Raw genomic sequence first — 23,615 nt, 5'->3', positions numbered from 1 at the left:
TCTGGCTGGGGGGCAAGGATTCGGTCTAATTGTGGCCCAAACTTACCCTGGGGCGGGCCCCCGGCTTGTCCCCCATGCGCACAGGGGTGTTGGCAAGCCAGACCAAGTCCCGCTAGACTGTGTTCATGAAAATCATCGACTCCATCCTCACCGACGCGGCCAGCATCTCCGCCATTCGCAAAGACATTCACGCCCATCCCGAGTTGTGCTTCCAGGAAGTGCGCACGGCCGATGTGGTCGCCCAACAACTGACCGATTGGGGCATCCCCATCCACCGGGGCATGGGCACCACCGGCGTGGTGGGCATCGTGCACGGGCGTGACGGTGGCGCCTGCGGACGGGGCATTGGTTTGCGCGCCGACATCGACGCGCTGCCCATGCAAGAGTTCAACACCTTTGCCCACGCCAGCAAACACCAGGGCAAGATGCATGCTTGTGGCCACGACGGCCACACCGCCATGCTGCTGGCAGCAGCCAAGCATTTCTCCAAACACCGCGACTTTGACGGCACGGTGTACCTGATCTTCCAACCTGCCGAAGAAGGCGGTGGCGGCGCGCGCGAAATGATCAAGGACGGCTTGTTCGACAAATTCCCCATGCAGGCTGTGTTCGGCATGCACAACTGGCCAGGCGCCCCAGTGGGCACCTTTGCTGTCAGTGCAGGCCCGGTCATGGCGTCCAGCAACGAATTCAAAATCGTGGTGCGCGGCAAGGGCAGCCACGCCGCATTGCCGCACAACGGCATCGACCCAGTGCCGATTGCCTGCCAAATGGTGCAGGGCTTTCAGACCATCATCACCCGCAACAAAAAACCCGTCGATGCGGGCGTGATCTCGGTCACCATGATCCATGCAGGTGAAGCCACCAACGTGGTGCCTGACTCATGCGAGTTGCAAGGCACCGTGCGCACTTTCAGCATCGAGGTGCTCGACTTGATCGAATCCCGCATGCAAAAAGTGGCCACTTCAATTTGTAGCGCGTTTGACGCCACCTGCGAATTCGAGTTCGTTCGCAACTACCCACCCACCATCAACAGTGCCCCAGAAGCCGACTTTGCCCGTCAGGTGATGTCAGGCATCGTGGGCGCAGAGCATGTTTTGCCCCAAGAGCCCACCATGGGCGCCGAAGACTTCTCGTACATGCTGCAGGCCAAGCCTGGGGCCTATGTGTTCATCTCGAACGGTGATGGTACTCACCGCGAAATGGGTCATGGTGGTGGCCCGTGCACCTTGCACAACCCCAGCTACGACTTCAACGACGACCTGATCCCCCTGGGCGGCACTTATTGGGTGGAGCTGGCCACGCAGTGGCTGGCCAAGCCCACTCAAACGGCCTGACCCGGAATCGGCATGAATGCAGTCCAAGAAGGCTTTTCCACAAGCTACGTCCAAGCCCGCCAAAAATTCCACAGCGCCGCACAGTCAGCCGGTCTGCAAGTAGACGCCAATGTCCACCCGCTTGCGGGTCGCGATGGCGAAGAGCTGGCCATGGACGTGGTGTTTGACGGACCGCCTGACGCCCACAATTTGTTGGTCGTCAGCAGTGCCTGTCACGGCGTAGAAGGCTATTGCGGCTCGGGCGTGCAGGTTCACGCTTTGCAAAACACCGCATGGCGCGAAGCGGCCAAAGCCAAGGGCGTGGCCGTGCTCTACATCCACGCACTCAACCCGCATGGGTTTTCACACGTCCGGCGGGTGACCCACGAAAACGTGGACATCAACCGCAACTTTCAAGACTTCAACCAGGCGCTGCCAGACAACCCGGCCTACCGGGAAATCCAGCCCCTGTTGTTGCCCGATGTGTGGCCGCCGGACGCCGCCAACGCGGCGGCGACCGACCGCTACATTGCCGAGCGCGGGATGAAAGCCTTTCAGGCCGCCATCTCCAAGGGGCAACACGAGTTTCCGGAAGGCTTGTTCTTTGGTGGCCAAGCGCCGACCTGGAGCAACCTGAGCTTGCGCAAGGTGCTGCAAAAGTACGGTCAGCGTTGCCAGCATTTGGCCTGGATTGACCTGCACACCGGTTTGGGCCCCAGCGGCGTGGGCGAGCGCATTTTTGCCTGCGCCGACGATGCAGCGGCTTACCAGCGGGCCAAAGCCTGGTGGGGCCAGGGCATCACCTCGATTTACGACGGCTCGTCGAGCTCCCCCATGCTCACGGGGCTGATGTGGATGGCCGCCTATCAGGAGTGCCCGCAAGCCAAGTACACAGGCATTGCCATGGAGTACGGCACGCAGCCGCCCGACAAAGTGATGCATGCCTTGCGCGGCGACCACTGGCTGCAATTGCACCCGGAGGCTCCTGAAGCCTTGCGTTCGCAAATCAAGCAAGACCTGATGGACGCGTTTTATACCGACACCGATGCATGGCGCACCCAGATCGTCGACCAAGCCATGGACGCGATGCACCAAGCCGCTAAAGGCCTGGGTGCCTGATTGAAAAAATGAACACTCCCCGAATTCTGGTTTTAGGCGGCAGCGGCTTTGTGGGCCGCCAAGTCTGCGAGCAATTGACCCGGCTGGGCTGGCACATCACCGTGCCCACGCGCCGCGCCATCAATGCCGCCAGTGTGCAAAGCCTGCCAGGGCTGACCGTGATCGAAGCCTCGGTGCACAACGAAGCCGATTTGGCCCGGCTGATGCCTGGGCACGATGCGGTGGTCAACCTGGTGGCGGTGCTGCATGGCAGCGAAGAACGCTTCGAACAAGTGCATGTCGACTTGCCCGGCAAGATCGCCAATGCCATGAAAAAGGCAGGCGTACAACGGCTGGTGCATGTCAGCGCGCTGGGCGCCGACCCGCAAGGCCCGTCGATGTACCAGCGCAGCAAGGCGCGCGGTGAGACGGTGTTGCACAACGCCAAGCTGGCCATGACAGTTCTGCGCCCCAGCGTGATCTTTGGGGCCGAAGACAAATTTTTGAACCTGTTTGCCGACCTGCAAGCCGTGGCACCCTTCATGCCGTTAGCAGGCAGTGGCACCCGCTTTCAACCTGTTTGGGTGGGCGATGTGGCCAGGGCTGTGGTGACTTGTTTGCAAAAACCGGACACCACGGGTCAGACCTATGAACTGTGTGGGCCCGACGTGCTGACCCTAGGCGAGTTGGTCAAACTGTCGGGGCAATGGGCAGGCGTGAACCACGGCAAAGGCCGTCCCGTGATCGGCTTGCCGATGTGGGTGGGCTGGCTGCAAGCGCTGGCCATGGAACTGGCCCCAGGCGAACCGCTCATGAGCCGCGACAACCTGGCCTCGATGGCGGTGGACAACATCGCCACCGGCCAAGCGCCCGGACTGGCAGCACTGGACATCGCGCCCGCCTCTGCCGCAGGTATCGCACCCTCCTACCTGGGCCATCGCGGCCCCCGCAGCAAAATGAACCACTGGCGCGCACAAGCGGGCCGCTGACCACCGCGTCCTTACATGGCGGCACGCCAGCTGCTGCCCGTGCGCTGGCATCAAGGCAAGTGCTCAGGCCAGGATGGGGGTGCCAAGTCCCGTTAACATCCCATGTCTTGTCACGGGAGAAAACATGGTCCAGCTGTACATCGCCAACAAAAACTACTCGTCCTGGTCGATGCGGCCCTGGGTGCTGCTGCGACAGGCCGGCATCGACTTTGAAGAAGTCTTTGTCCGCTTTGACAGCTTTGCACCCGACTCGCAGTTCAAGGCGGCACTGAAAGGCATCAACCCGGCGGGCAAGGTGCCGGTGCTGGTGCACGACGGTCTTGCCGTGTGGGACTCCCTGGCCATTGCCGAATACGTGGCCGAGCAATTCCCGGAAAAGAAACTTTGGCCCACCGACCGCGCGGCCCGAGCACGCGCCCGCAGCGTCTGCGCCGACATGCACAGTGGCTTTGTGGGCCTGCGCAGTGCCTGCCCAATGAACATCGAAGCGCAACTGCCCGACATTGGCGCCCTTGCCCTGCGCGACAAACCCGCTGTGCGTGCCGACCTGGACCGACTTTGCAACTTGTGGAGCGGCCTGCTCAGGGAACACGGCGGCCCCATGCTGTTTGGCGACTTCAGCGTGGCCGATGCCTACTTCGCGCCTGTGGTCATGCGCCTGAATACCTACGCATTGCCCGTGCCCGCCGATGTACGTGCTTACATGGACCGTGTGTGCGCCTTGCCCAGCGTGAAAGCCTGGACCATCGGCGCGCTGGCTGAGCAGGACTTCATCGACTTTGAAGAGCCTTTCCGGCTTCACCGCTGAAGGCAACTATGGCTGTTTTTGTCGTCGGCGGTGCGGTGCGCGATGCCTTGATGGGCTTGCCCGTGAACGACCGCGACTGGGTGGTGGTGGGCAGCACGCCCGAGGCCATGGCCGCGCAAGGCTATTTGCCGGTGGGCAAAGACTTTCCAGTTTTTTTGCACCCTCGCACCCGCGAAGAATATGCCCTGGCCCGCACCGAGCGCAAAACCGCCCGAGGCTACAAAGGCTTTGCGGTGCAGGCCGACCCAGGTGTCACGCTCGAAGAAGACTTGGCTCGGCGCGACCTGACGATCAATGCCATGGCGGTGCCGGAGTCTGAGGCAGCCGCCTTGCAGTCATCTGTGCCGGCAGAGAAGGCGAGTCGGGCACCCGCTTGGCTGGATGAAGTGATCGACCCCTGGGGCGGCCTGGCTGACTTGCGCGCCAAACAACTGCGCCATGTGACGACCGCTTTTGCGGAAGACCCGGTGCGCATCTTGCGCGTGGCCCGCTTTGCTGCTCGCTTCAACGATTTTGCCGTGGCCCCCGAGACCATGGCACTCATGCAGGCCATGGTCAAAGACGGTGAAATCAACCACTTGGTGGCAGAACGGGTCTGGCAAGAGTTGTCCAAGGGCCTGATGAGCACGCAGCCCTCGCGGTTGTTCGAAGTGCTGCGGGCCTGTGGCGCGTTGAAAGTCTTGCTGCCCGAACTGGACCGCCTGTGGGGCGTGCCGCAACGGCCCGAATACCACCCCGAGGTGGACACTGGCGTGCACATGATGCTGGTGATGGACGTGAGCGCCCGGCTGAACATGCCACTGGCCGTGCGCTTGGCCTGCCTGATGCACGACCTGGGCAAAGGCACCACGCCTGCACAGGCGCTGCCCCGCCACATCGGTCACGAAGACCGCAGCGTGAAACTTTTGCAAAAGGTCTGCGAACGCCTGCGCGTGCCCAGCGACTGCAAAGAACTGGCCGAGGTGGTGGCGCGTGAACATGGCAACATCCACCGCAGCGCAGCGCTGGGGCCAGAGGCTGTGCTGCGCTTGCTGGAACGCTGCGACGCAATTCGCCAACCTGAGCGTTTTGTGCGGGTGCTGCAAGCCTGCGAGTGCGATGCACGCGGGCGCTTAGGGTTTGAAGAGGTGGCTTACCCACAAGCGGCCCGACTGATGCAAGCCCAACATGCAGCGCTGTCGGTCCAGACGGCACCGATTGCCCAAGCGGCGGCTATCGAGGGTTTGGCAGGTCCGGAAATTGGCAAACGGATCGCGCAAGCGCGGCTGAAGGCGATCGGTCAAGCACTGGGCTGAAGCAGAGACCTGCAACAGACCCCATCTGGTCAACTCACAGGTGAGAACGTGTCCAGTCGGCAATGTCTTGTGCCGTGCGAAAGGCACCGGCCTGACGGGCAACTTCTTTGCCACCGATGAACAAAGCCAGGGTGGGGATGCTGCGGATGTTGAAGCGGGCGGAGATGGCCTGCGCATCTTCGGTGTTGAGTTTGGCGACCCGGACATCGGGCTCCAGAAGGCTGGCAGCTTGCTCGTAAGCAGGTGCCATCATTCGGCAAGGACCGCACCAAGGCGCCCAAAAATCCACCAGCACGGGCAGATGGCTGCGGCCAATGTGCTTGTCAAAAGTGCTGGCGTCCAGCGCCAGGGGGTGCCCCCCAAACAGAGCCTGGTGGCATTGTCCGCAATCGGGTGCAAGGCGCATATCGGCCACACGCACCCGGTTGGTGGTGTGGCAGTGTGGACAAACAATGTGCAAGGCTTCGGCTGAATCCGTCATGAAACTCCCCGTGTTCTAAACCACTCAGGTGCCATGCTCGACGATTCAGGGGCCTTGCAGGTTGACTCAGGTCAACGAGAGCGAAAGAACCGAGTCAGCGTGCAGGTGGACGGCGTGGTGCCATCGGTGCGCGGCCGGCCAGGTGACGGAAGCTGATGCGGCCTTTGCTCAGGTCATAAGGCGAGAGCTCCAGCGTCACACGGTCACCCGCCAAAATGCGGATGTGGTTTTTGCGCATTTTGCCAGCCGAGTAGGCGATCAATTGGTGGCCGTTGTCCAGCGTCACGCGAAAACGCGTGTCGGGCAAAACTTCGTTCACCACACCCATCAGTTCAATCAGTTCTTCTTTAGCCATTTAAAACGTCTTTCTCAAAGCAGGATCGGTTTGGAGGTCTGGCGCTCCACCCACAACATGCCTTCGTCGAGGGCATATTGGCTGGCAGCGTCAGGCGTTGCAAATTCGGGCACAAACCGCATCACACGGTCAGTGCTGGCGCTGCCACGGCCACTGGCCACGGACACCTGGGCGCCAAAAGCGCCATTGGGCAAAGCCCTGGAGCAGGGTTGAATTCGGAATTTTCCCATGGAGATGGGTTGGTGTGAACAGTATTGAATGGTCATGTATTTTAACGAAGGGGGTCGAGCCGCTTTTTTGCCCCTCTGGGGGCTGTCAACGGCTCGGGTATTGGCATGTCCTGCTGCCAAAAAAAGCCCCCGATGTGCAGGCCCTGAGGTCTGCCAAAGAACATCACCGTGCAGAGGTGCGTCAAAAGGAAGCAAAAAAATCGTCTGGGCCCAGCTCGAAAAAGAGCATGGCGGGCGATGTGCACAGTGGAGGACAAGACTGGCATCCCTCTGCCGGGATGCGCTATCGGCTCAGAAAGAGCGAGATGGGCATAAGTCGCCAATGGCGTGACGCACTGTACCACGCTAACGGTTTTGATGCTTTTGCAAGCTTTCGGACTCACAACCACTTGGCGATCAGCGCGGCCACCATGCTCAGCAACAAGGTGCTGGTCAGGGGCACAAACCACTCGCGCCCAAACAGGCGAAAGCGGAAGTCACCCGGCAGGCGGCCAAATCCAAATTTTTGCAGCCATTTTTGCAGGCCACTGAAAATGATCAAGGCCAAAAACACCACGATGAGCCAGCGCAACATAGCTTGCCTTGATGCCGTTTAAAGGCGATGCGACCGGTCACCCCGGGCGAAGCCCTGGGCCGACCAGTCGGCTGCTGTAGCAAAGCCGATCACCTTGAACAGCTCGCCCATTTCGTGCTCATTGATCAGACGCTGCGCCTGGCTGCGCTCAGGCAATGTTGCGGACGACATGCGCTCGGCCAAGCCCAAGTTCAACAAAAACCAGGCCTGACTGGCATAACCCAAGACTTCCAGCCCGGCGTTTTGTGCGGCCAGGGCCACCCCCGTGAAGTTGACATGGGCTGTGATGTCTTTTTGGCCCACGGCCACCAGTGGGTTGTCGTCGGCCTGGTGCAACTGGTGGCACATGACCGTGCCCATGTGGCGTTGCGGGTGAAAGTATTCACCTTCAGGAAAGCCGTAATCCAGAAAAAATGCGGCACCACCCCGGCCCGCCAACAGCCGCTCGGCCAGGCTGGCGACAAAGGCCTCGGCCTGGGGGTGGATCTCGGTCAGGTAATCGTGTTCGCCTTCGATGTCGATAGACGGACGCAAGTCGGTGACTCGGTCTTGCCAGGCAAAACCCTCGCCAGCCGAGATCACGCCTCTTTCATGCCACACGCCTTGTGTGCGCTGCAGCAGTTGCACGGGCATGGCATCCAGCACCTCGTTGCCCACCACCACACCCTCGATGGCATCTGGCCAAGCATCGAGCCAGCGCACCTTGTCGGCGTACTTCAGCAAGGTGTCTGCCTGGCGGGCGCGCAAGCTGCCCGACAAGTCGACGATGGTGTACCTGTGCACGGCATCGCCCAGACTGTCCAACAACTGCAATGCCAGGGCGCCGGTGCCGGCACCAAACTCCCACACCTCGCGGGTCCACGTGGCCTCCAGGGCCTGGCGCACTTGGATCGCCAAGGTCTGGCCAAAAAGCGGGGACATGCCCGGTGCGGTCACGAAATCGCTGCCCGAAGAGGGCATGGTGCCAAATTTTTGCAGCGCATTGGCGTAATAACCCAGACCCGGCTCATACAACGCCATCGCCATGAAACGGTCAAATCCCAGCCAGCCGCCAGCTTGGGCGATGGCGTGCTGGATACGTTGGTGCAATTCTGAGGGGCCGATGGCATTTGACGGGTTCACGCGGTGATTGTCGCCGAAGGGCCATGGCATCTTTGGGGGGCAATATGGGCGAAAAGGGGCTCGCATGCGCGGCTTGCCCGATAATTGGTTTCTTTTTTGGTCTTCTTTATTCTGTACAGCCCGAGCTGTCAGTCCATCTACCCATGAAACAAGTTCTGGTCACCGGAGGCGCGCACCGCCTGGGCGCAGCGATTGTTCGCCAATTTGCGGCGGCCGGCTGGCGCGTGTGGTGCCATTACCAGCGCTCGATCGATGCGGCCAAGGCGCTGCAGGCTGAGTTGCAGGCTGCAGGGAGCCATGTGGAATGCGTGCAAGCCAATCTGGCACAGAGCGAACAAGTCGAACAGATGATGGCGCAGATCGCGCAAAGCCACGGCCCGCTCGACTGCTTGGTGAACAACGCCTCGCTGTTCGAACCGGACGAGGGCATCAACATGGACTTGCCCGGCGCGCGCCAGCAAATCGAAGTGAATTTGATCGCGCCCATGATGCTGGCCTCGCTCATGGCCCGGCAAGCTGCGCCCGACGCCAAATCCGGCCAGCGCAGCGTGGTCCACATCCTAGACCAGAAGGTGTTCAACCTGAACCCGGACTATTTTTCGTACACCGTCTCCAAATTGGCGCTGGAGCGCTCGGTGGCTTTGCAGGCGCAAGCTCTGGCCCCCTTGCGCGTTTGCGGCGTGGCCCCAGGCCTGATGTTTTTGAGCGGTCCGCAAACCCAAGAGAACTTTGACCGGAACAGCCGCGTGAACCTGTTGCGCGAGCCGATCGACCCAGCACAAGTGGCCGCCACTTGCCTGTTTTTGGCCCAAAACCCCTGCATCACCGGCACCACGGTCTGCGTGGACAATGGCCAGCACCTGGTTCCCTTGGCGCGCGATGTGATGTTCTTGTCCGACCCCCTTGAACAAGCCCACACGAAAGCCGCCCCATGAGCGACGTCATGACACATTTGGCGCTGAACTGCCGCCGCCTGTTTCTGCGCAACCACACGGTGGATGTGCGCATCGGCGCACACGACTTTGAAAAGCTCGGTCCTCAGCGCATCGTCTTCAACGTGGAGTTGTTCGTGCCCTACAGCGCATCCACCCCCATGCAAGACGAATTGTCCGAAGTGGTGGATTACGACTTCATCCGCGAGGTGATTGCCCGGCGCGTGGCACAAGGCCACATCGTGCTGCAAGAAACCCTTTGCGACGATTTGATGCGCGAGCTGATCGCGCACCCGCAGGTGCAGGCCGTGCGCTTATCCACCTGCAAACCCGATGTGTACCCAGACTGCGAAGCGGTCGGGGTTGAAATTTTCAAGATCAAATCTGCCCCATGAAAACCCCTGCCGGACACCAAACCCTGGAGCTCACCGGTTTGCGCTTTGATGCCAACCTGGGCATCCTGGAACACGAAAAAATCGATCCGCAACCGATCCAGGTTGACGCCGAGCTGAACCTGGGCTCTCAAGCGGTTTTGCCCAGCGACGATGACATCATGCACGTGCTGGACTACCGCAAAGTGCGCAAAATCATCATTGAGGAATGCACCGCCGAGCATGTCAACCTGCTGGAAACACTGATCGGCAAACTCTCTAACCGCCTGATGCAATTGCCGGGCGTGCTGGGGGTGCGCGTCAAGATTGCCAAACTTGAAATTTTTGAAGACTGCGAAGTGGCCATTCGCATGGAAACAGGACAGTGGTGAAGCCATGAACACAGCAACCAACAACACTTGGATCGAGCCCGAGGTGAGCGATGCGGCCAAGGCCGCGAAGATCGAACGCGAAACCCACAAACTGGAAAAGCGCCTGTGCCGTCAGATGGGCCAGGCCATCTCCGACTTCAACCTGATTGAAGCAGGCGATCGCATCATGGTCTGCATGTCGGGCGGCAAGGACAGCTACGGCATGCTGGACATCCTGCTCAAGATGAAGGCCCGCGCCCCAGTCGACTTCCAGCTGGTGGCCGTCAACCTGGACCAAAAGCAGCCCGGTTTCCCGGAGCACATCCTGCCCGCCTACCTGAAGGAACTGGGCGTGGAATTTCATATCGAAACGCAGGACACTTATTCGATCGTCAAGGACAAGATTCCTGAAGGCAAGACCATGTGCAGCCTGTGCTCTCGCCTGCGGCGAGGCATTTTGTACCGCGTTGCGCGTGAGCTCAAATGCAACAAGCTGGCTCTGGGCCACCACCGCGATGACATGCTGCAGACTTTCTTCTTGAACATGTTTTTTGGCGGCAAACTCAAGGGCATGCCGCCCAAATTGGTCAGCGATAACGGCGAGTTCATGGTGATCCGGCCGCTGGCCTATGTGGCCGAGACGGACCTGATCCGTTGGGCAGAGCACCGACAGTTCCCGATCATCCCCTGCACACTGTGCGGCAGCCAAGAAAACCTGCAGCGCTTGCAGATCGGCAATATGCTGCGCGAGTGGCAAAAAAAGTATCCTGGCCGCATTGAAAACATGTTTTCAGCCCTGCAGAACGTGGTCCCTTCGCATTTGATGGATACCAAATTGCATGGCTTCAAAAGTCTCAAAATCACCGGCATCGAATCGGATGAAGGAGACAAGGCCTTTGATGAGGAAAGTTTTTCTGAACCTGGTTTGCCGGGAATTCAGGTGATCTCGGTGTAACTCACCTTGGGAGGTGTGTCATGCAACATCCATTGAAACGTTTACTGGGGCTGGCCACCGTTTTGGCCTTGAGCCTGCTGACCGGTTGTGCCTCGATGCGCATCATCGACAGCGACGTGGTGTCGGTGGCCGCCGTGCCAAGCGGGATGAGCTTGCAAGGCGCCAAATACCGCTTTGAACGGCTGCCCTCGCAAGTCAACAACCCCGAAGCAGGACTGGCCGAGCAACAGGCCCAAGCGGCCATGACCGCTGTGGGCCTGGTCCGCGACGATGCGGGCGCTCAAATCAGCGTGCTGGTGAATTTTTCGGGGGTGCAGTACCTGGCCGACCCTTGGGGTCGCCCTTTGCCTCCGGGCTGGACACCCTACGGGAACGTCTACTTGGGCAGCGGCCTCGGACCTCATGTTGGCTTGGGCCTGGGCATGCGCTTTCCACCACCCACGCATTACCACCGAGAAGTGGGGTTGATCATGCGCGATCTCAAGACAGGCCAGGTCGTCTACGAAACCCGGGCCTCACACGATGGGCCCTGGCGAGACAACACCACCATTTTTGCGACCCTTTTTCAAGCCGCTCTGGCCAACTTTCCGAACCCGCCGGCAGGGCTGCGTCGGGTGAACATCGAACTGCCACGCTGAACCAAGGACTTCATGGACGCCACCCGCATTCTGGCCATTCGCCACGGAGAAACCGCCTGGAACGTGGACACCCGTCTTCAGGGGCACCTGGACATTCCACTCAACGAAGCGGGGCTACGACAAGCCAGCCATCTGGCGCAAGCCTTGTTGCAGCGTGACACGGTGGATGCCATTTATGCCAGTGACCTGTCAAGGGCCCACACCACGGCCAGCGCGATTGCACAGGCCATGGGCCAGACCGTCACGGTGCATGCAGGTCTGCGCGAGCGGCATTTTGGTGTATTTCAGGGCCGCACATTTTCCGAAATCGAAGCCGAGCTGCCCGAGCACGCCTTTCAATGGCGCAAGCGTGTGCCCGAATGGACCCCCCCCCGGTGGTGGCGAATCTTTGCTCACGCTGCACGAGCGCATCCTGAAAACTGTGGATGAACTGGCAGCACCACACCCAGGCCAGCAAATCGTCCTGGTTGTGCACGGCGGCGTGCTGGACGTCTTGTACCGCGCTGCAACCCACCTATCGCTGCAAGCCCCACGCACTTGGCAGCTGACCAACACCGCCGTCAACCGGCTGCTGTGGACACCTCAAGGTCTTTCACTGGTGGGCTGGGGCGATACCTCGCACCTGGATGCGCTGGGCAAAGACGAAACAACGACCTGAAGGGTTCGGATTTGCATTCATCTGCGAAGGTGAATGCAAACCTCATGCAAGCTGCAACTGCACCGATCAGAGTCGGTCGCCAAACGACTTGGGCGGCGTGACCCCCAAATGTTTGAACGCGGCCAAGGTGGCCATGCGACCGCGCGGTGTGCGTTGCAAATAACCCTGCTGAATCAGATACGGCTCGATCACGTCTTCGATGGTGTCGCGTTCTTCACCGATGCTGGCGGCGATGTTGTCCAACCCAACCGGGCCGCCGTCAAATCGGTGGATCACGGCTTCCAGCAGTTTGCGGTCCATCAGGTCAAAGCCTTCCGGGTCCACATCCAACATGACCAGAGCCGACTCCGCCAGGCCTTTGTGGATGGTGCCATCGCCCTTGACGTCGGCATAGTCACGCACCCGGCGCAGCAGCCGGTTGGCAATGCGCGGCGTGCCACGTGAACGTCGGGCGATCTCAAAAGAGCCTGCGGCATCGATCGGCGCCTTGAGCAAACCCGCGCTGCGGGTGACGATGCGGGTCAACTCTTCGGGCGTGTAAAACTCGAGCCGAGAGACGATGCCAAAGCGGTCACGCAGCGGGTTGGTGAGCATGCCAGCGCGGGTGGTGGCGCCCACCAGCGTGAAAGGTTGCAAATCAAGCTTGATGCTGCGGGCGGCAGGGCCTTCGCCGATCATGATGTCGATCTGGTAGTCCTCCAGCGCGGGGTACAAGATCTCCTCGACCACGGGCGAAAGACGGTGAATTTCGTCAATGAACAGCACATCATTGCGCTCAAGATTGGTCAAAAGCGCAGCCAGGTCTTTCGGCTTTTCGAGCACAGGGCCACTGGTCTGGCGCAGGTTCACCCCCAGCTCGGCCGCGATGATGTGGCTCAGCGTGGTTTTACCCAAGCCGGGTGGGCCAAACAGCAGCACATGGTCCAGCGGCTCTTCACGCATTTTGGCGGCGCTGATGAAAATTTCCAGTTGCTCGCGCACCTTGACTTGACCGACATATTCGTCGAGCAGCTTGGGGCGCAGAGCGCGCTCAATCGCCTCTTCATGGTGGGAGACCGGCGCCGCCGAAATGACTCGGGGTTCGGGCTGCGGGGCGAAATCGTCGGTGCGGATGCTCATGTCTCAGTTCGCCTTCATTTGTTCAGGGCCTTGAGCGCCAGCTTGATGCCCTCGCTCACGCCCACATCGGCAGGCAGGCTCTTGAGGGCAGCAGCCGCCTCTTTGTCACTGTAGCCCAGTGCCAGCAAGGCTTGCTGGATGTCGTTTTGAGCATCGCTGGTGTTCGTGGCAAACAGGCCGCCCAGATCACCCCCCAGCTTGCCTTTGAGTTCGAGCAACAGGCGCTCAGCGGTTTTCTTGCCAATGCCCGGCACTTTGACCAAGCGCCCGACCTCTTGCGTGCTGATGGCCTGCGCCAAGTCTGAAACGCTCATGCCCGACAACACGCTCAAGGCCGTGCGGGGGCCGACGCCGGATATTTTGATGAGCTGGCGAAAAGCCTCACGCTCGGCCAAGGTGGCAAAGCCATAAAGAATCTGCGCATCCTCGCGCACCACAAAGTGCGTGACCAGACTGACTTTTTCACCGGTCGCAGGCAAGTTGTAAAAGGTGCTCATGGGCACGTTGACTTCGTAGCCAACGCCATGGCAGTCCACCACCACCTCGGGGGGGTTCTTGTCGCTCAGGATGCCAGTGAGTTTGCCAATCATGGAGGGCCTTTAGGTTGCATTGATATGGAGGAGAATCGGGGCTCCTCGGCCTGCAAATAACCCAGCGATACCACCACGGACAGGATTATCCACTTGATCGTCAGACACACCTTCACCCCGCACAACAATACACGCCTGGCACACCTGTGCGGTCCGATGGACGCGCATCTGCGCACGATCGAAGCAGGCCTGCAAGTGGGCATAGCGCACCGCCATGAGCAGTTCAAGGTGGACGGCCCCAAGGCCGTGGCAGTGCGTGCCATGGAAATATTGCAAGCCATTTACGAGCGCGCCGACCGCCCAATTGCCCCCGACATGGTGCAATTGATGCTGGCCGGAGACCCCGCCGCCGAGACAGGCATGACGCCACCAGATTTGCAGACCCGCCGTGCTGACCTGAAGGCCCGCACGCCTGTACAAGCGGCCTACCTTGAAAATATTGCCACGCACGACATCACCTTTGGCATCGGCCCTGCGGGCACCGGCAAAACCTACCTGGCCGTGGCCTGTGCGGTGGATGCGCTGGAGCGGGCCAGTGTCCAGCGCATCGTATTGACGCGGCCAGCCGTGGAAGCCGGTGAAAGACTGGGCTTTTTGCCCGGCGACCTGTCGCAAAAGGTCGACCCTTATTTGCGCCCTTTGTACGACGCGCTGTACGATTTGATGGGTTACGACAAAGTACAAAAGGCCTTCGAGCGCAACGCCATCGAGATCGCGCCGCTGGCCTTCATGCGCGGGCGCACACTCAACAACGCGTTCGTGATCCTGGACGAAGCACAAAACACCTCCACCGAACAGATGAAGATGTTCCTGACACGGATCGGCTTTGGCGCTAAGGCGGTGGTCACTGGCGACGTCAGCCAAATCGACCTGCCCAAAAGCCAGCTCAGTGGTCTGATCGATGCCGAGCGGGTGCTCAAACGCGTCAAGGGCATCGCCTTCACCCGATTTTCGAGTGCCGATGTGGTGCGTCACCCCCTGGTTGCCCGCATCGTCGACGCCTACGATGCGCAGGGCAGCGCCCCCATGCGTGCGGGCGTCACGACCCGCCGCAAGCCTCTGCCCACCGACGATTGAACACCCCTGCGAACCCCATGGCCCTGCAACAACTCCAACTTTCCCTGCAATTTGGCGACATCCCCTATGCAGCCCGCCACCGCGCCGCCCTGCCCCGCCATGCGGTTGCCCGCGCCATTCGCCACGCCCTGGCCGATGACGCCGAAATCACGGTGCGCATCGTGGGCGAAGAGGAAGGACGCGCGCTGAACCAGAGTTACCGAAAAAAGGACTACGCCACCAATGTGCTGACGTTTGATTACGAGCAAGCGCCAGTGGTGATGGCCGATCTGGTGTTGTGCGCACCGGTGGTAGCACGTGAGGCCAAAGAGCAGGGCAAGACGCTGGCGGCGCACTATGCGCATTTGCTGGTGCACGGCACTTTGCACGCGCAGGGCTGGGACCATGAGACCAGCGAGGCCGATGCCGAGGAGATGGAGGCCTATGAGATCGATATCTTGGCGGGCTTGGGGCTGAAGAACCCTTATTTCTAGTTTGAGCGATTGAGGCCGAAACAAAGCGATAAACGCCGTTGGCCGAACCAATGCCAAAACCACCGCAAGGTGTGTGAGGGGATGCGGCGGGTGACGATTTTCGGTACCCCGGTATGAGGAACCCGCCGCATCCCCTCACACACCGTCCACCGCAAAAGACAAAACCGTCAGAGCAACCGCACCTTGACACTCTTGCCCTTGATCTTGCCGTGCGACAACTGCGCCTCGACCTTTTTAGCCAATGCCGCTTGCACCGCCACATAAGTCGAAAACTCGTTCACATTGATCTTGCCCACCTGCTCACGGGTCAGGCCGCATTCGCCAGCCAGCGCGCCCATGACATCGCCAGCACGGATTTTTTCTTTGCGGCCACCGACGATTTGCAAAGTGCGCATGGGCGGTTGCAAGAGGCCTCCGGGGGCTGGGGTCAAACCAGAAATCGGCGCCCAAATGGACTCGCGGCCCTGCATCAGCTCGATCTTGCCGACCGAACCCATTTCGTCCATGCTGGCCAGCGTCAGCGCCAGCCCTTCGGCGTCGCCCCGTCCAGTGCGGCCGATCCGGTGGATGTGGATTTCGGGGTCGGGCGTCACATCGACGTTGATCACGGCTTCCAGACCTTCCACGTCCAGGCCACGCGAGGCGACATCGGTCGCTACCAGCACCGAGCAACTGCGGTTGGAAAACTGCACCAGCACTTGGTCGCGTTCGCGCTGCTCCAGCTCGCCAAACAAGGCCAAGGCACTGTAACCCTGCGCCTGCAGCACGGCCACCAGATCACGGCATTGCTGCTTGGTGTTGCAAAAGGCCAGCGTGCGCTCTGGCCGGAAATGCGCCAGCAGTTTGGACACGGCATCCAGTCGCTGGCTTTCGCTCACTTCGTAACAAATCTGGCTAATTTTGTGCGCGCTGTGCTGCGCCTGAACCTTCACCGTTTGCGGGGCACGCATGAACTGCGCCGCCAGCTTGGCGATGCCTTCCGGGTAAGTGGCCGAAAACAGCAAGGTTTGCCGGTCTTTGGCGCACTGGCGAACCAACTTGGCGATGTCATCGAAAAAGCCCATGTCCAGCATGCGGTCAGCTTCATCGAGCACCAAGGTGTTCACGCCCGCCAGACTGAGCGAGCCCCGCTCCAGATGGTCCAGGATGCGGCCAGGCGTGCCCACCACCACATCGGCGCCATGCGCCAGGCTCACGGTCTGGCCGCGCAAGGGCACGCCACCGCACAAGGTGACCACTTTGACGTTTTGGCGTGCGCGGGCCAGGCGCCTGATTTCCTGGGTGACCTGATCGGCCAACTCGCGCGTGGGGCACAAAATCACGGCCTGGATGGCGGTGCTGGGTGACCCTGCGCTCTGCAGGCGCTCAATCAGCGGCAGCCCGAATGCGGCCGTTTTGCCGCTGCCGGTGCTGGCCTGCGCGATCAGGTCTTGCCCTGCCAGGGTCAGCGGCAAGCTGGCGGCCTGAATGGGCGTCATCTGGGTGTAGCCCAGTTGTTCAAGGTTTTGAAGGGTGGCGGGGGCCAGCTGAAGCTGGTCAAAGCGAGCAGATGTCGCGGCAGAAGAAGTTGCAGTCATGCCGGGATTATCGTTGGACACCCCTCGACAAAACCTCAGGCCGTCATGCGCATCGGAATCGTGATCGGCCCATCGTTGACCAGGGACACTTTCATGTCGGCGGCAAAGCGCCCGGTTTGCACCTCCGGGTGGGCTTTTCGGGCTTGCGCCACAAAATGCCCGTACAGACGAAGCCCTTCTTCAGGCGCTGCGGCCTGGGTGAAGCTGGGGCGGTTGCCACCGGCCACATCGGCCGCCAGCGTGAACTGGCTCACCACCAGCAGGCCACCGCCCACGTCCTGCAGGCTCAGGTTCATCTTGCCTGCAGCATCACTGAAGATGCGCAACTTCAGCACCTTGGCCAGCATCTTGTCGGCCACCGCTTCGGTATCGCCCTTCTCAGCGCACAACAGCACCAGCAAGCCCACACCGATCTGCCCCACCACTTCGCCATCGACCTGGACACAGGCTTCAGTCACGCGCTGGAGCAGTGCGATCATTTCAAATCCCGTGGGTCGTCGAAGTGCGCTTCCACATCGCTGGGCAAAAGCTGAATGGTGGCGCGCAATCCGGGGACTTCGCTCATCAGGGCCTGCTCCACACTGCCACGCAAAGCGGCAGCCCGGCCCAAGGTCCAACTGGCGGGCATGTGCATGTGCACGTCCACAAAACGGCGCTGCCCGGCCTTGCGGGTGTTCAGATGGTCAAAGCGGATGATCTCTGTCTCGCCACGCTGGTGTGTAAAGTCATTCAGCACCTTTTGGACATCGGCCAGGATCTCGGGCTCCAGCGCCTCGTCCATCAAGCCTTGGGATGAGCGCCAGATCAGGCTCCAGCCTTCTTTCAAAATATTCAGGGCCACACCGATCGCCACTGCCGCATCCAGCCACAGCCAGCCCGTCATGCTGACCAGGACAATGCCCACCACCACCCCGGCCGAGGTCCAGACATCGGTCACCAGATGGCGGGCATCGGCTTCCAGCGCCAGCGAGCGGTGCTGCCGCGCTGCTCGAAACATCAACCAGGCCAGCAAGCCATTCAGGGCCGAACTGCCCACCGACAAGGCCAGGCCCCAGCCGACTTGCTCGATGGGCTGAGGATCAAACAGGCGATGAACCGCCACCCAGATGATGCCCAGCGCGGCCACCCCGATCAGGATGCCCTCAAAACCGGAAGAAAAATACTCGGCCTTGTGGTGGCCGTAAGGGTGCGCCTCATCGGCCGGGCGCGCTGCGATGGTGACCATCATCAAACCAAAGATGGCGCTGGCCAGGTTGACCAGCGACTCCATCGCATCCGACAGCAAACCCACCGAATCGGTCAGCCACCAGGCCCCTGTTTTCAGGCCAATCGTGACCAAGGCCACCACCACCGAAGCCCACAGCATGCGCGTGGGGTTCATCCAAGAGTCAATGATTTTCATGGGCTCAGGATAACCCTATGGGATGAGCACACCGTGCGCCACCCCCCGGTCAAGCCAGCGTCACCTTGGCAAATTTTCGCTTGCCCACCTGAACAATGTAAGTGCCCGCTTCGAGTTTCAAGCCCTTGTCGCTGACCACACTGGAGTCAACTCGCACGCCCCCACCGTCCACCAAGCGCCCCGCCTCCGTGGTCGATGGCGCCAGCCCGGCTGACTTGAGCAAGGCCCCGATGCCCATCGGAGCCCCTGTCAAAGACACTTCAGGGATGTCATCGGGCACGCCGCCCTTGCTGCGGTTGACGAAGTCCTGTTCGGCGGCATCGGCTGCGGCCATGTTGTGAAAGCGGGCTGTGATCTCTTTGGCCAGCATGACCTTGGCGTCCTTGGGATTGCGCCCACCTTCGATTTCTTTTTTCAAAGCCTCGATTTCTGGCATCGACTTGAACGACAGCAAGGTGTACCAACGCCACATCAGCGTGTCGGAAATGCTCAACACCTTGGCAAACATGGTGTTGGGTGCCTCCGCAATCCCGATGTAGTTGTTTTTGGATTTGGACATCTTGTCCACGCCGTCCAGTCCCTCCAGCAGCGGCATGGTCAAAATACATTGCTGCGCCTGCCCGTATTCGGCTTGCAAGTGGCGGCCCATCAGCAGGTTGAACTTCTGGTCGGTACCGCCCAGCTCCAGGTCCGATTCAAGGGCGACCGAGTCGTAGCCCTGCATCAGGGGGTACAAAAATTCGTGCACCGAAATCGGCGTGCCTGCCTTGAATCGGTCATGGAAGTCATTGCGCTCCATCATGCGGGCCACGGTGTACTTGGCCGCCAGCTGAATCATGCCCATGGAGCCCAAGGGCAGCGACCACTCACTGTTGTAACGAATTTCGGTTTTGGCAGGGTCCAACACCAGGCTGGCCTGCTTGTAATAAGTCTCTGCGTTGAGCTTGATCTGCTCGGGTGTGAGGGGCGGGCGGGTGCTGTTGCGCCCCGAAGGATCCCCGATCAGGCTGGTGAAATCGCCGATCAAAAAGATGACCTGATGGCCCAGATCCTGCAACTGGCGCATTTTGTTGAGCACCACGGTGTGGCCTATGTGAATGTCAGGCGCCGTCGGGTCCAAGCCCAGTTTGATGCGCAAAGGAACGCCCGTAGACTCAGATTTGGCCAGCTTTTGCAGCCAGTCCTCTTTGGGAATCAGCTCGTCGCACCCCCTCAAGGTGACTTCCAAAGCATTAAGGGTCTTGTCCGTGACCGGGAATTTTGTAACAAGCGCTTGATTCATAAGGGTTTTTTCTGAAGTCAAAGGGGTATAGACCGGTACAATGGCTCGAAATCTACAAGTCGCCCATTTTAGGGCGGCCTGAATGTGCAGATCGCGGCACCTCATCGCTAAAACGATGGGGGACGTGAAACACTCCCGAATTGATGTCATTTATCTCCTCAATCCAGTCCCGGCTGGTCTCACTGTTCGTCGGCTTCCTGTTCCTTTGCACCGCTGTGCTGGGTGCTTTGCTGATCGCCACCCAGCGCATGCTGGCTTGGCTGGATGGACAGCACCCGCAACTGGTGTTGCCAGTCCAGGCTTTGGCACGCTGGCTGACTCGACACCCCAAAACCATCAGCGCCACGCTGGCCGCCATTTTGCTGGCTGGCGGTGGTGGCGCATTCGCCATCGCCAACCTCGGCCCCGACATTGCCGAACAACCCGTCACCACGGTGGTGGTGCCTGTCGCGATTGCAAAACTGGAAGACCAGGCCCTTTCTCTTGACCTGATCGAGATGCGCCTGACACGCACCGACAGCACCCGTTCTTCAGACACGGCTGAAAGTTTGCTGCGCCGTCTGGGCTTGGTTGACCCGGAAGCTGCCCAATATTTGCGCACCAACCCATTGGCCAAACAGGCGCTGAAGCAAGCTGGGCGCTCCGTCGTGGCTGAAGCGGATGGACAACAACGCTTAAGCCAGATCAATGTCCGCTGGCTCAACAACGAATCCGATACTTTTTTCCAGCGCTTGGTGATTCAGCGGACTGAGCAGGGCTTGAAAGCGGCCCTGGAAACCTCACCGATGACCACCAGCATCCGCATGACCGGTGGCACCGTGGCGAGTTCTCTTTACGACTCTGCCGATGAAGCCCGCCTGCCCGATGCCGTCATCAGCCAGCTGACCCATATTTTCTCCAACCAGATCGACTTTCACCGCAGTTTGCGCAAGGGTGCCCGGTTTTCAGTGGTCTATGAAGTTTTGGAAGCCGATGGTGAGCCGATCCGCACTGGCCGCGTCTTGACGGCCGACTTCAACAACGGCAATAAGACTTACGAAGCCGTCTGGCACCAAGAGCCTGGCCAAAAAGGCAATTACTACGGCATGGATGGCAAAAGTCTGAGCCGAACTTACCTGGCATCACCCGTGGCTTTTTCCCGCAAGACCAGTGGTTTTGCCATGCGCCTGCACCCCATCTTCCAGACCATGAAAGCGCACCTTGGCGTGGACTATGCGGCGCCAACTGGCACACCCGCCCAGACCGTGGGCGATGGCGTTGTCGAATTCGCAGGTGTGCAAGGCGGTTATGGCAACACGGTGATCATTCGGCACGGCAACAACCATTCCACCGTTTATGCCCACCTCAGCCGGATTCAGGTACGAAAGGGTCAAACTGTGCAAAAGGGCCAAGCCATCGGGGCCGTGGGCACCACTGGCTGGTCTACAGGCCCCCATCTGCACTTTGAATTTCGCGTGAACGGCACACACGTTGATCCCCAAAAGCTGATCCAGCAAGCCCAAAGCACGCCCCTCAGCCCAGCCGCCATGGCACGCTTCAAGTCGGTTTCTGAGCAGGCCAAGTCACAGCTGCAGGCCGCAGCACAAATGAGAGAAGGCGCGGTGCAGTGATCTTCAAGGGCTGCGAAGCCCTTGCTGGGTATGCCGCAGCACTTTGACTGCTTCCTGGTCCGATGCGTCCTTGACCTGCAGCGTCACTGCAGCCCGGCCCCAAACCAATGCACTTTCACCGCCCCTCCCGATGACTGCGTACTTCATTGGCCTGATGTCAGGCACATCGCTCGACGGCGTTGATGGCGTATTGGCACACATTGACGCACAGGGGCAGGTAAAGGTCGAAGCCCATTTTTTTGTGGCTTTTGACGCCCCTTTCCAAGCCGAGTTGATGGCAATCAACCAAAGTGGCCCAAACGAATTACACCGCAGCTCACTGGCTGGCAATCAGATCGCGCGCCGTTATGCCGAGGTGGTTCAGGCTCTGCTGCTGCAAAGCGGTTTGCAAGCAGTAGACATCACAGCCATCGGCGCGCATGGGCAAACTGTGCGTCACCGCCCCCTTGAATTTGATGGTGACACCGCACGCCAGCAAGCAGCCGTGGGCTACACGCTGCAACTGATCAACCCCTCCTTGCTCGCCGAACTCACCGATATCGACGTGGTGGCCGACTTTCGCAACCGCGATCTGTCTGCGGGCGGCCAGGGCGCACCGCTGGTGCCAGCCTTTCACCATGGCGTGTTCGCTCGCCCTGGCGCTTGCGTAGCGGTACTCAACATCGGAGGCATCTCCAACCTCAGCATTCTTCAGCCCAATGGCGCCGTGCTGGGCTGGGACTGCGGCCCTGGCAATGCCTTGATGGATTTCTGGTGTGCAACACACACCGGGCAAGCCTTTGACCGGGATGGCGCCTGGGCATCACAAGGCCTCGTTTTGTCCGAGTTGCTGGGCCAGTTCATGGCCGAAGGCTTTTTGCACCGGTCACCCCCCAAAAGCACGGGGCGTGACCTGTTCAACCCGGCGTGGCTGCAGGCGCATTTGCCTTCAGACACCCCACTCAGAACGCAAGACGTTCAGGCCACTTTGACCGAGTTCACTGCCCTGTCTTGTGCAAGCGATGTCCAGCGGTATGCGATCAAGGCTGAGGAGTTGATTGTGTGTGGGGGTGGCGCTTTGAACGCGCAACTGATGCGTCGACTGGCCCACCATTTGCCAGATTTGCAAGTCATCAACAGCGGCGCAAGAGGTTTACCCCCTTTGCAAGTGGAGGCAGCCGCATTTGCATGGCTGGCCTACAAAAACATTCGACGCGAGACAGCGAGCCTGCCAAGCGTCACGGGCGCCAGAGGCGCCCGTGTGTTAGGGGCAGTTTACCCCCGGTGATGCACTGCGAGCCCAGGCTCGCCAGCCTACGCTTTTAGCTTGAGAATGAAGAACCGCAACCGCATGTGGATGTGGCATTTGGGTTCTTGATGACGAACTGTGCGCCCTGGAGGTCTTCTTTGTAATCGATCTCTGCACCAATGAGGTACTGGTAGCTCATTGCGTCGATCAACAAGGACACACCGTTTTTGCTCATGGTCGTATCGTCTTCGTTGGTGATTTCGTCAAAGGTGAAACCGTACTGGAAACCAGAGCACCCGCCACCTTGGACAAACACACGCAATTTCAAATCAGGGTTGCCCTCTTCAGCGATCAGGTCGGCCACTTTGGCAGCGGCACTGTCGGTAAAGACAATGGGCGTGGGCATTTCGGTCTGGATATTTTCTGCAAGAGCGCTCATGGTGTTTCTCCGTTCAATGAGAAATAGTATAGCGCGTTGGTCGGGAATTACGGCCCTGACCAAGCAGTAACGCTACTGCGCTTATGGGCTTTTGAAGCTGCCCCCCAAAAGCAAAAAGCCGCCACGGCAAACCGTTGCGGCTTTTTGACAAACAGAAAGCGGATTAACGCTTCGAGAATTGCTTACGACGACGAGCGCCGTGCAGACCGACCTTTTTACGTTCCACTTCACGGGCATCGCGCGTGACGAAACCAGCTTGGCTCAGCACAGGCTTGAGCGTTGCATCGTAGTCAATCAGGGCGCGGGTGATGCCGTGGCGCGAAGCGCCGGCTTGACCGGACTCACCACCGCCATGCACGTTGATCATGATGTCGAAAGTTTCGGCATGGTTGGTCAACATGAGGGGTTGCTTGGCGATCATGATCGAAGTTTCACGGCCGAAGTAGGCTTGGATGTCCTTGCCGTTGACCGTGATCTTGCCAGTGCCTTTTTTCAGAAACACGCGGGCGACGCTGGATTTGCGACGGCCTGTGCCATTGTTCCATTCACCAATCATCTCAAGGCTCCTTAAATTTCCAGCACTTTAGGCTGTTGGGCGGTGTGGGGGTGCTCAGCGCCGCCATAC

27 protein-coding genes and 1 pseudogene are annotated in these 23,615 nt (G+C 60.0%); 15 read left to right on the top strand and 13 right to left on the bottom strand.

Going from position 1 to position 23,615, the window contains the following annotated elements:
- Window positions 1–125: 125 nt before the first annotated feature.
- From ACIQ3A_RS06035 to ACIQ3A_RS06015, 5 genes are all read left to right on the top strand, one after another.
- The gene (locus tag ACIQ3A_RS06035) at window positions 126–1,337 is read left to right on the top strand and encodes a M20 aminoacylase family protein (RefSeq protein ID WP_396430849.1); all 1,212 of its coding nucleotides are present in this window, start codon (window positions 126–128) and stop codon (window positions 1,335–1,337) included.
- Window positions 1,338–1,349: 12 nt separating this feature from the next.
- Window positions 1,350–2,435, top strand: coding sequence for a M14 family metallopeptidase (locus ACIQ3A_RS06030; RefSeq protein WP_396430848.1), 1,086 nt, complete (start codon window positions 1,350–1,352; stop codon window positions 2,433–2,435).
- Between the two features lie 8 nt (window positions 2,436–2,443).
- Window positions 2,444–3,403, top strand: coding sequence for a complex I NDUFA9 subunit family protein (locus ACIQ3A_RS06025; RefSeq protein ID WP_396430847.1), 960 nt, complete (start codon window positions 2,444–2,446; stop codon window positions 3,401–3,403).
- 124 nt (window positions 3,404–3,527) lie between these two features.
- On the top strand, window positions 3,528–4,211 hold the full coding sequence (locus tag ACIQ3A_RS06020) for a glutathione S-transferase family protein (protein ID WP_396430846.1): 684 nt from the start codon (window positions 3,528–3,530) through the stop codon (window positions 4,209–4,211).
- Between the two features lie 8 nt (window positions 4,212–4,219).
- Complete coding sequence (locus ACIQ3A_RS06015; protein WP_396430845.1) at window positions 4,220–5,506, top strand: multifunctional CCA addition/repair protein; 1,287 nt, start codon at window positions 4,220–4,222, stop codon at window positions 5,504–5,506.
- A gap of 34 nt (window positions 5,507–5,540) precedes the next feature.
- Here ACIQ3A_RS06015 and trxC read toward each other — a convergent pair whose 3' ends face one another.
- The 5 genes from trxC to ACIQ3A_RS05990 all read right to left on the bottom strand — a co-directional run bounded on the left by trxC (window position 5,541) and on the right by ACIQ3A_RS05990 (window position 8,298).
- A complete protein-coding gene (trxC, locus tag ACIQ3A_RS06010) occupies window positions 5,541–5,987 on the bottom strand; it encodes a thioredoxin TrxC (RefSeq protein WP_396430844.1) in 447 nt (148 codons plus the stop codon).
- 94 nt (window positions 5,988–6,081) lie between these two features.
- Entirely contained in the window at window positions 6,082–6,342 is a 261-nt protein-coding gene (gene infA / locus ACIQ3A_RS06005; protein WP_019426546.1) for a translation initiation factor IF-1, read from the bottom strand.
- Between the two features lie 14 nt (window positions 6,343–6,356).
- Window positions 6,357–6,572: a hypothetical protein gene (locus ACIQ3A_RS06000; protein WP_233204898.1), complete on the bottom strand. Its 216-nt coding sequence runs from the start codon at window positions 6,570–6,572 to the stop codon at window positions 6,357–6,359.
- A 379-nt stretch (window positions 6,573–6,951) separates the two neighbouring features.
- Window positions 6,952–7,146 carry a DUF2905 domain-containing protein gene (locus ACIQ3A_RS05995; protein WP_108406105.1) on the bottom strand — a complete coding sequence of 65 codons (195 nt, stop codon included), beginning with the start codon at window positions 7,144–7,146 and terminating at the stop codon, window positions 6,952–6,954.
- An 18-nt stretch (window positions 7,147–7,164) separates the two neighbouring features.
- Entirely contained in the window at window positions 7,165–8,298 is a 1,134-nt protein-coding gene (locus tag ACIQ3A_RS05990; RefSeq protein ID WP_396430843.1) for a class I SAM-dependent methyltransferase, read from the bottom strand.
- A gap of 113 nt (window positions 8,299–8,411) precedes the next feature.
- Between ACIQ3A_RS05990 and ACIQ3A_RS05985 the strand changes: the two genes are divergently transcribed.
- From ACIQ3A_RS05985 to ACIQ3A_RS05960, 6 genes and pseudogenes are all read left to right on the top strand, one after another.
- Window positions 8,412–9,203 (top strand): SDR family oxidoreductase, encoded by a 792-nt coding sequence (locus ACIQ3A_RS05985; RefSeq protein WP_396430842.1) that lies wholly within the window; start codon window positions 8,412–8,414, stop codon window positions 9,201–9,203.
- A complete protein-coding gene (locus ACIQ3A_RS05980; RefSeq protein ID WP_396430841.1) occupies window positions 9,200–9,595 on the top strand; it encodes a dihydroneopterin aldolase in 396 nt (131 codons plus the stop codon). The genes ACIQ3A_RS05985 and ACIQ3A_RS05980 overlap by 4 nt, the downstream gene beginning before the upstream one ends.
- Window positions 9,592–9,963 carry a dihydroneopterin aldolase gene (locus ACIQ3A_RS05975; RefSeq protein WP_396430840.1) on the top strand — a complete coding sequence of 124 codons (372 nt, stop codon included), beginning with the start codon at window positions 9,592–9,594 and terminating at the stop codon, window positions 9,961–9,963. The genes ACIQ3A_RS05980 and ACIQ3A_RS05975 overlap by 4 nt, the downstream gene beginning before the upstream one ends.
- Window positions 9,964–9,967: 4 nt before the next feature.
- Entirely contained in the window at window positions 9,968–10,897 is a 930-nt protein-coding gene (gene ttcA, locus ACIQ3A_RS05970; RefSeq protein ID WP_396430839.1) for a tRNA 2-thiocytidine(32) synthetase TtcA, read from the top strand.
- Window positions 10,898–10,917: 20 nt separating this feature from the next.
- Window positions 10,918–11,535, top strand: coding sequence for a DUF4136 domain-containing protein (locus tag ACIQ3A_RS05965; protein ID WP_396430838.1), 618 nt, complete (start codon window positions 10,918–10,920; stop codon window positions 11,533–11,535).
- A 12-nt stretch (window positions 11,536–11,547) separates the two neighbouring features.
- Window positions 11,548–12,193 (top strand): annotated as a pseudogene (locus tag ACIQ3A_RS05960) (histidine phosphatase family protein).
- Between the two features lie 66 nt (window positions 12,194–12,259).
- Here the strand turns inward: ACIQ3A_RS05960 and ruvB are convergent.
- Entirely contained in the window at window positions 12,260–13,312 is a 1,053-nt protein-coding gene (ruvB, locus tag ACIQ3A_RS05955; RefSeq protein ID WP_396430837.1) for a Holliday junction branch migration DNA helicase RuvB, read from the bottom strand.
- A 14-nt stretch (window positions 13,313–13,326) separates the two neighbouring features.
- The gene (ruvA, locus tag ACIQ3A_RS05950; RefSeq protein WP_396430836.1) at window positions 13,327–13,902 is read right to left on the bottom strand and encodes a Holliday junction branch migration protein RuvA; all 576 of its coding nucleotides are present in this window, start codon (window positions 13,900–13,902) and stop codon (window positions 13,327–13,329) included.
- A 93-nt stretch (window positions 13,903–13,995) separates the two neighbouring features.
- On the opposite strand from ruvA, the gene ACIQ3A_RS05945 reads away from it, so the two are divergent.
- Complete coding sequence (locus ACIQ3A_RS05945; RefSeq protein WP_396430835.1) at window positions 13,996–14,979, top strand: PhoH family protein; 984 nt, start codon at window positions 13,996–13,998, stop codon at window positions 14,977–14,979.
- A gap of 17 nt (window positions 14,980–14,996) precedes the next feature.
- Window positions 14,997–15,452, top strand: coding sequence for an rRNA maturation RNase YbeY (ybeY, locus tag ACIQ3A_RS05940; protein WP_396430834.1), 456 nt, complete (start codon window positions 14,997–14,999; stop codon window positions 15,450–15,452).
- 167 nt (window positions 15,453–15,619) lie between these two features.
- Here ybeY and dbpA read toward each other — a convergent pair whose 3' ends face one another.
- The 4 genes from dbpA to tyrS are packed head-to-tail and all read right to left on the bottom strand — an operon-like array spanning window position 15,620 to window position 19,713.
- On the bottom strand, window positions 15,620–17,029 hold the full coding sequence (dbpA, locus tag ACIQ3A_RS05935; RefSeq protein WP_396430833.1) for an ATP-dependent RNA helicase DbpA: 1,410 nt from the start codon (window positions 17,027–17,029) through the stop codon (window positions 15,620–15,622).
- A gap of 35 nt (window positions 17,030–17,064) precedes the next feature.
- Window positions 17,065–17,508 carry a D-aminoacyl-tRNA deacylase gene (dtd, locus tag ACIQ3A_RS05930; protein ID WP_396430832.1) on the bottom strand — a complete coding sequence of 148 codons (444 nt, stop codon included), beginning with the start codon at window positions 17,506–17,508 and terminating at the stop codon, window positions 17,065–17,067.
- On the bottom strand, window positions 17,505–18,431 hold the full coding sequence (locus tag ACIQ3A_RS05925; RefSeq protein WP_396430831.1) for a cation diffusion facilitator family transporter: 927 nt from the start codon (window positions 18,429–18,431) through the stop codon (window positions 17,505–17,507). Before ACIQ3A_RS05925 ends, dtd begins: the two co-directional genes overlap by 4 nt.
- Window positions 18,432–18,480: 49 nt before the next feature.
- The gene (gene tyrS / locus ACIQ3A_RS05920) at window positions 18,481–19,713 is read right to left on the bottom strand and encodes a tyrosine--tRNA ligase (protein WP_396430830.1); all 1,233 of its coding nucleotides are present in this window, start codon (window positions 19,711–19,713) and stop codon (window positions 18,481–18,483) included.
- Window positions 19,714–19,856: 143 nt separating this feature from the next.
- Here tyrS and ACIQ3A_RS05915 point away from each other — a divergent pair, with 143 nt between their 5' ends.
- Together ACIQ3A_RS05915 and ACIQ3A_RS05910 are read left to right on the top strand one after the other, a co-directional pair.
- Complete coding sequence (locus ACIQ3A_RS05915) at window positions 19,857–21,323, top strand: peptidoglycan DD-metalloendopeptidase family protein (RefSeq protein ID WP_396430829.1); 1,467 nt, start codon at window positions 19,857–19,859, stop codon at window positions 21,321–21,323.
- A gap of 130 nt (window positions 21,324–21,453) precedes the next feature.
- Window positions 21,454–22,590, top strand: a complete 1,137-nt coding sequence (locus tag ACIQ3A_RS05910) for an anhydro-N-acetylmuramic acid kinase (RefSeq protein ID WP_396430828.1) — start codon at window positions 21,454–21,456, stop codon at window positions 22,588–22,590.
- Between the two features lie 34 nt (window positions 22,591–22,624).
- Here the strand turns inward: ACIQ3A_RS05910 and erpA are convergent, their stop codons facing one another.
- Both erpA and rpsI read right to left on the bottom strand, forming a co-directional pair.
- Window positions 22,625–22,990 (bottom strand): iron-sulfur cluster insertion protein ErpA, encoded by a 366-nt coding sequence (gene erpA, locus ACIQ3A_RS05905; protein ID WP_108406126.1) that lies wholly within the window; start codon window positions 22,988–22,990, stop codon window positions 22,625–22,627.
- 163 nt (window positions 22,991–23,153) lie between these two features.
- The gene (rpsI, locus tag ACIQ3A_RS05900; RefSeq protein ID WP_396430827.1) at window positions 23,154–23,546 is read right to left on the bottom strand and encodes a 30S ribosomal protein S9; all 393 of its coding nucleotides are present in this window, start codon (window positions 23,544–23,546) and stop codon (window positions 23,154–23,156) included.
- Between the last annotated feature and the right edge of the window lie 69 nt (window positions 23,547–23,615).

Origin of the sequence: Limnohabitans sp., assembly GCF_044361985.1 — a bacterium.
Classification (GTDB): domain Bacteria; phylum Pseudomonadota; class Gammaproteobacteria; order Burkholderiales; family Burkholderiaceae_C; genus Limnohabitans_A.
Note: the sequence above shows the minus strand (reverse complement) of the source record. Positions and strands in the feature narration are given on the sequence as shown.